Source organism: Pedobacter sp. 10L46_2, from assembly GCF_056395165.1.
The window spans coordinates 1-6,183 of the sequence record NZ_JBFTIZ010000363.1; the positions used below are offsets into that span (position 1 = coordinate 1).

8 protein-coding genes are annotated in these 6,183 nt (G+C 34.9%); 4 read left to right on the forward strand and 4 right to left on the reverse strand.

What is annotated here, in order from left to right:
• Positions 1 to 104 precede the first annotated feature (104 nt).
• From AC1DDX_RS24885 to AC1DDX_RS24900, 4 genes are all read right to left on the reverse strand, one after another.
• Positions 105 to 860, reverse strand: coding sequence for a ferritin-like domain-containing protein (locus tag AC1DDX_RS24885; RefSeq protein ID WP_288880925.1), 756 nt, complete (start codon positions 858 to 860; stop codon positions 105 to 107).
• A 16-nt stretch (positions 861 to 876) separates the two neighbouring features.
• The gene (locus AC1DDX_RS24890; RefSeq protein ID WP_288880927.1) at positions 877 to 2,496 is read right to left on the reverse strand and encodes a DUF4153 domain-containing protein; all 1,620 of its coding nucleotides are present in this window, start codon (positions 2,494 to 2,496) and stop codon (positions 877 to 879) included.
• A 377-nt stretch (positions 2,497 to 2,873) separates the two neighbouring features.
• A complete protein-coding gene (locus AC1DDX_RS24895; protein WP_172660494.1) occupies positions 2,874 to 3,170 on the reverse strand; it encodes a winged helix-turn-helix domain-containing protein in 297 nt (98 codons plus the stop codon).
• Positions 3,170 to 3,799, reverse strand: coding sequence for a hypothetical protein (locus AC1DDX_RS24900; RefSeq protein ID WP_172660493.1), 630 nt, complete (start codon positions 3,797 to 3,799; stop codon positions 3,170 to 3,172). Before AC1DDX_RS24900 ends, AC1DDX_RS24895 begins: the two co-directional genes overlap by 1 nt.
• A gap of 94 nt (positions 3,800 to 3,893) precedes the next feature.
• Here AC1DDX_RS24900 and AC1DDX_RS24905 point away from each other — a divergent pair, with 94 nt between their 5' ends.
• From AC1DDX_RS24905 to AC1DDX_RS24920, 4 genes are all read left to right on the forward strand, one after another.
• The gene (locus AC1DDX_RS24905; RefSeq protein WP_477622782.1) at positions 3,894 to 4,496 is read left to right on the forward strand and encodes an ABC transporter ATP-binding protein; all 603 of its coding nucleotides are present in this window, start codon (positions 3,894 to 3,896) and stop codon (positions 4,494 to 4,496) included.
• A 3-nt stretch (positions 4,497 to 4,499) separates the two neighbouring features.
• Positions 4,500 to 4,829 (forward strand): ATP-grasp domain-containing protein, encoded by a 330-nt coding sequence (locus AC1DDX_RS24910; protein ID WP_172660491.1) that lies wholly within the window; start codon positions 4,500 to 4,502, stop codon positions 4,827 to 4,829.
• Entirely contained in the window at positions 4,829 to 5,443 is a 615-nt protein-coding gene (locus AC1DDX_RS24915) for an HAD family hydrolase (protein WP_172660490.1), read from the forward strand. Before AC1DDX_RS24910 ends, AC1DDX_RS24915 begins: the two co-directional genes overlap by 1 nt.
• A gap of 46 nt (positions 5,444 to 5,489) precedes the next feature.
• Positions 5,490 to 6,183: PDZ domain-containing protein (locus AC1DDX_RS24920; RefSeq protein WP_477622783.1), on the forward strand; the 694-nt coding region annotated here is incomplete at its 3' end.

A 6,183-nucleotide genomic window follows, 5' to 3' on the forward strand; every position in this document is an offset into this window, starting at 1 on the left:
TTCTTGTACGGCTACTCCAAAACTTTTAAGTATTTCTTTACCTTGATATTCGTGGATATTCATTATGCTGAAAAAATTTGTTCAAATCTACAATTTCAAAAGCTTTATAACAAATGGCTAAAGGTATTTTCAGCGTTTATATTTTCTCTTTCGGGTTTTAATTTTTTAATGGTCTTTTTAAATTTGAGTTTCATCTTGATCCAATAAGTGCCAAAGTGAACCCCGCCGGCATTAAATAATCTTCTATGCGCCAGCCAGACTACCATCGCTGTTGAAAAATAGAAAACTGTGTAAAAATAGTACGTAATAGTTCTCATAAAAAAGCTCTTTTGTCTATATATCAAACTTAGCCTCTCGATTTGAAAAGTGATATGAGCCGCTTCGTCGATTAAAATATCTGTACTTATTTGTTTAAGTAATTTGCAGTTCGTTGCATCCTTTAAACATTGGTAAAATATCTGGGCCGCGCTTTCTACGGTAATTACTGCTATGGTCCAAAACTCCATGTCTGTATTTAGTCCCCTTATTTTTCTAAATAAGCTATCACCCCAATCCTTTTTTATTCTTTGCTCGCCAATTAGATCAATATAACGACCCAAATTATTACCATGCTTTTGCTCTTCTTTAATAAATAGCTTAATGGCATCTGTATAATAAGGATCATTTAGCTTTTTTGCATGTTTGGTTGCAGCATTTACCAGATTCGTTCCCTCAGATGTTTCTCCCAGTTGCCAGGCCTGTAAAGAGCTTAAAATGTTGTTTTTTTCCAGTTGGCTTAAATTCGGACTGATACTCCAGTCAATTCTTTTGTTCTTTAGGTTTTGGTTAAAATAGTTTATCCAATACGATGAGTTGTGCATACACCAGGTTTTAAGATTATAAATGGTTTTTAAGTAAAAATTGCATTGTTTGCCAATCACGGTAGTTCCATGACAACCAGGATGTCTCGTTGTATTTTGTTTTGAATGTGTTGTTTCGTTGAGCTAAATCCTTTTCAAAGGCCAGGATCTGTTCTGTATTCGTTGGAGTTATTCGTTTGTTACTGAGGTCAGTTGTGTCGTTGCTCCATTTATAAGCATAATTTGAGGTGCTCAAATATTTTCTAAGTATAATCTTATTCGTATTTAAAAGGGGGAGGGTCTTGTCAGACAAATCGGTTAAATGATCAAGATCTAAGTTAATGGAGGCTCTGTTGTTAATGTTGTAGTTCACAATCAAAACATCCCAGTTTACAAATCCAAAAACAAGTAGTAAGATATACCAAATGCGACCATTTATTTTACACAGATAAAAGAAGGTTTTTTGCTGAGCGACCTTGATGTAAACAGTAACCAGACCTATTGTGCAAAGCAATAAGAAAACGAATACACCAATTCGTTTGTAGGTTAATCCAAGAGCACTTACGTACTGGTAATCTCTGAGTAAGACAGAACATACCAGAAAAATATTCTGAAATATCCATAAATAGGTCAGTAATCTGATCGTTTTGTTTTTACTGTAGAAATTTAGATTTCCTCTAAAAAAATATACAATAATCATCATAGCTATCACAATACTTACTATTAATACATTTGTGCCATCATGAAGCGCATCTGAATATTTAGCCCCATTCGATTCAATATTTTTACCCAGCCATAATGTAGTTATGTCGATGGTGTTTAATGAAAGCAATAGAAGGTTTAAGGCTGTAAATGAAATAATACCGATGATATTCTCAGTTTTTAAAGCCATCATCCGTTTCAACAAACCTTCGGCAAAAACTTCGATCAACATATAGGCAATTGAGTTGCTTGTTTTATTCCTGTGTTCTCGTACTAACTGCTCACCAAAACCAGCTTCAATTTTTTCAAGTTCAAGCCTTTTTAAACTGATAAAAGCTCCTGCGCTCAACACAATTCCCAGAACAATGTGTATGAAGCGTTCAAAGCTTAATTCTGGAAATAGGAAAACAACCATGTTGTTTATAAATGTGGTTATACCAGAAGTAATCCGATTAAGGTAATTGGCAAAAACAGTATTAGCCTCACTATAAAGTATGCTAAACAGCATGATGGCGAAAAAGGGGATAATAGTGTACTTCACGATTTTTAAGACAGGCTTAAAAGAAAGGTCCCCAAAGTGAATGGCCATTATTTTTTTTAAAAGATTTATCGGGGCCGTAATAATCTGTAAAAATGCGGCGAGCAATACGGTAAAAATATTCCGTAATAAAGGGAAATGAATTAAGCCTATCATAACCGCAAAAGTGATATACCAGGTGATGATATTAAGATCTGATTGATTGACAACTACCATTATTGCAGCCAGAAGATGACTGCCAGCAAAAATGTAGTACTTTTTAGTTTTAGACTTTTCCCGATCCAGTAAAGTTATGATGATTAAAAAAAGTGTGTAAATAAGTAGGTTAAGGGCTTGTTTCTCCATCCAGAAAAGAAAGTTGAAAAGAATGCCGCCGCCAATTGCTGCAAGGAGCTGTAGGTCTATCCGCTGTTTCATGTGAGTGTAGATTGTTTTTAGATTAAAGATGATTTGTAACTATCCACATGTATGCAAAAGCTACAGGGAGGTTAAATAGCATAACAACTGCTGTTTTTAAGAGTGTAAGGCAATGCTCAGGGTGAACGATTATTGTAATCAATAAACTCATAAAGATAATTGAGTTGATCACTAGGGCAAGTATGATGTATAAGAGACCTACTGGAACTAAGGGGCTGAATTTTGTAAGACAATACAATAAGAAGAGTGCAGATCCTGCAACAAATGAATATTTAGTGCATTCTTTGGCAATGGTTGTAATTTGATTAATTGACGTTGTTTCCATTTTTTTATTTTTCAAAAGTGCTTTGCATTTCAAAGTAAGTAGATAAAAAAAATTAAAGACTTTTAATCATCTTCTCTAAAGCATCTAAATGAGTTTTAAATGCTTGCCTACCCAGATCTGTAAGTATATATGTAGTGTTTGTTTTTTTTCCAATAAATGACTTTTGAACTTTTAAATATTCTGCTTGTTCCAAAGTGTTCAGGTGAGAGGCGAGGTTGCCATCTGTAAGTTCCAGCATTTGTTTCAGTTCATTAAAACTGATACTGTCGTTTACAATCAAAATAGACATCACGCCTAGTCTTATCCGACTATCAAATATCTTGTTAAGGGCTCCAATCGGGTTCTTCATTATTTAGTCCTTTCGTACTTAAAATACATCAGCAATCCATAAAAAATATGAAGTACACCAAAACCAAAAGCCCAGAAATAGAGTCCGTATCCAATATTAAACATCGCTACCAATCCTAGTACAACTTCGCAGAAACCGAGAAAGCGAATGTCGGTATAAGTATACTTACTGGCATTAATTAAAGCCAACCCATAAAATAATAAACAAGAAGGTGCTATTAAGCCATATGTCCCGGGGTGGGCCAGAAGAAGGCCAATAATAAATAAACCTCCAGCAAATAATGGAATTGCTAAATTGATCAATAGATTTTTAGAGGTTCTGTCCCAGAATGGAAGCTTTTTTATTCTGGTTTGTCTAAGTGTAAGAAGAAAACCACCTATAAGCGCAACAACGAGTACCCCCAGACCAATTTTAATTAAATTGGCTTCCAGATCATCCTCAGTAAAACCATATTCATAAGTGCCATTTACACTATTTGCTATTTCTAAATGAGCAAGGTAAGCACCCACCAGCGCAGTAAAACCAGCGAAAACTCCTGATAGCCCACTTAAAGAAATAAATCTTGATGAACGATCCATCATTTTTTTGATGTCGTTCAATGCATTTAGCTGTTCTTCCTTGTTACTCATTTTAAAAGTACTTTGTTTTTCAAAGTTAAATGATAAATCTGAACTTCCAAGAAAAATTTAGGTTTTTTTTGTTGCATCATATTTGTTTAACCTTGTGCTATGTTTTTGTAAGTTTGCACTTAAAGGCGAAATTGTAAGTATTATAGGTGCTTCGGGTGCAGGGAAAAGTACCTTACTCCATATTCTAGGTACACTGGACAAGCCCGACGATGGCACGGTAGAACTTAATGGTTCTAAGGTCAACAAGCTTTCAGGCGAATTGTTAAGTGTTTTTAGAAATAAGAATATCGGTTTTGTTTTTCAGTTTCATCATCTTTTACCTGAGTTCACTGCACTTGAGAACATCTGTATCCCTGCATTTATAGCTAAGGTGCCTACAAAACAAGCAATAGCAAGGGCAACTGAGCTCCTTGATCTTTTGGGTTTAAAGGATAGGGCAGACCATAAGCCTAATCAATTATCTGGTGGCGAACAACAACGTATTGCTGTAGCAAGAGCACTGATAAATAATCCGGCAATTATTCTTGCTGATGAGCCATCCGGTAATTTGGATTCGGCAAACGCCAACTCACTACATCAATTTTTTATTACCCTTAGAGATAATTTTAAACAGACTTTTGTGATTGTTACACATAATGAAGATCTGGCTAAGATTAGCGATAGGGTGGTTACAATGAAAGATGGTTTAATTATTTAAGTTTTGAAGATATTAATAACGGGAGGGAAATCTGCTCAGTCGCTAAAACTGATTAAAACTTTTGCAGATGATCATATTGTACTGGCTGATTATGGGGATGTGCCTTCTTTTCCATCTGCACGATACTATTTCATTTCTTTAGGGGAGCGAAATGATGAAATTATAGCTCATAATTTGTTAAATCATTGCCTCAACGAGGGGGTAGATGCTGTTTTACCTTTGCATGAATTTGAGATTGCCGATATACTAAAATCGAAAATCCTTTTTGAGGAGTTTAATATTCAGGTGCTAATGCCCGAAAAAGATCAGATCATCCATTTAACTAATATTTAATGGCATTTGAACGTTATTTAAACAACAAGCAAGCATTTGTTTTTGAGCTGGATGATGTCCTTTATCCACAAAAGGATTACTTGTTACAGGTTTATTATTTATTTGCTCAATTTATAGAATATGCAGAGCAAATAAGCGCCGATGAAATCCTTAAAAGTATGCAGCAAACTTATCTTGCAACAGGTAATGAGGATATTTTTGAGAAAACAGCAACCCAATTTGATATACCATTAAAGTATAAAGTAAATTTTGATTTGCTTTTCTTAAGCGCGCGTTTGCCCTTAAAGCTGTTGATGTTTAATGAGATGCTTAGCTTGCTGCAGGAAATCACTGTTGAACGTAAGCAAATATTTATATTCACAAATGGCGATCCTATGATGCAGCTTAATAAGATTAAGCAAATGGAATGGCATGGATTAGAAAACTATCTTACTGTTTATTTTGCTGCTGAAACCGCGCTTAAACCTTCTCCAGAAGGGATTCAACTGATTTTAGATAAGCATAGTTTGAAGAAAGAAGATGTGCTAATGATTGGTAAGATAAAACCAGATGAAGATTGTGCTATAAATGTAGGTGTTGATTATTTGAATGTTGATAAACTATTAGTATCTTGATTACGTTTATACCTCCGAACCGGGTGTTGGTGATAAAATGATTTAAATGAAAAATAGCCTTGTAAAAAATTACGTAATTGGTTCGGTGTTGGGGATTTGCATTGTATTCAGTGCATGTAAAAAAAATAAAACTACACCTGATCCGGAACCGCAGGTTTCGCAAAATACCAAGCAAACTCCTACAACAAATAGGGTAGATCTAACAAATGATTCCTTATTTCTATATGCTAAAGAAGTTTATTTCTGGAATGAATCCTTGCCTACATACGATGCTTTTGAGCCTCGACAATATAGTGCTACAGGCGGAACAAACCTTGAAAAGTACGAAGCTAACTTGTTTAATATAGTTAAGGCATCAAAATCTCCGGATTATTTAACAAATAGCACGGATCCAAAGTATTCCTATATTTTTGACAAAGCCGATAAAAATCCTACTGCAAGTATACCTGGTATAATGTTATCTGTTGACTTAGAAGGAAACGGTAATGATGTTGGATTAAGGTTCGGCTATTTTGGGCCGTCTAATTCAGACTATGATATCTTCGTGACCGCAGTTTATCCAAATTCTCCTGCAGCCAAAGCTGGTTTTAAAAGAGGTGATGAAATTACATCTGTAAATGGAGTTACCTATGGAACTAACTTTAATGGAGAAATAGATAAAATCCAAAGTGCAATTGAGGGAGCTACGGTAACTCTTGCTGGAAAAAAGGGGAATGTAAGTTTCACTAAAACATTAAATA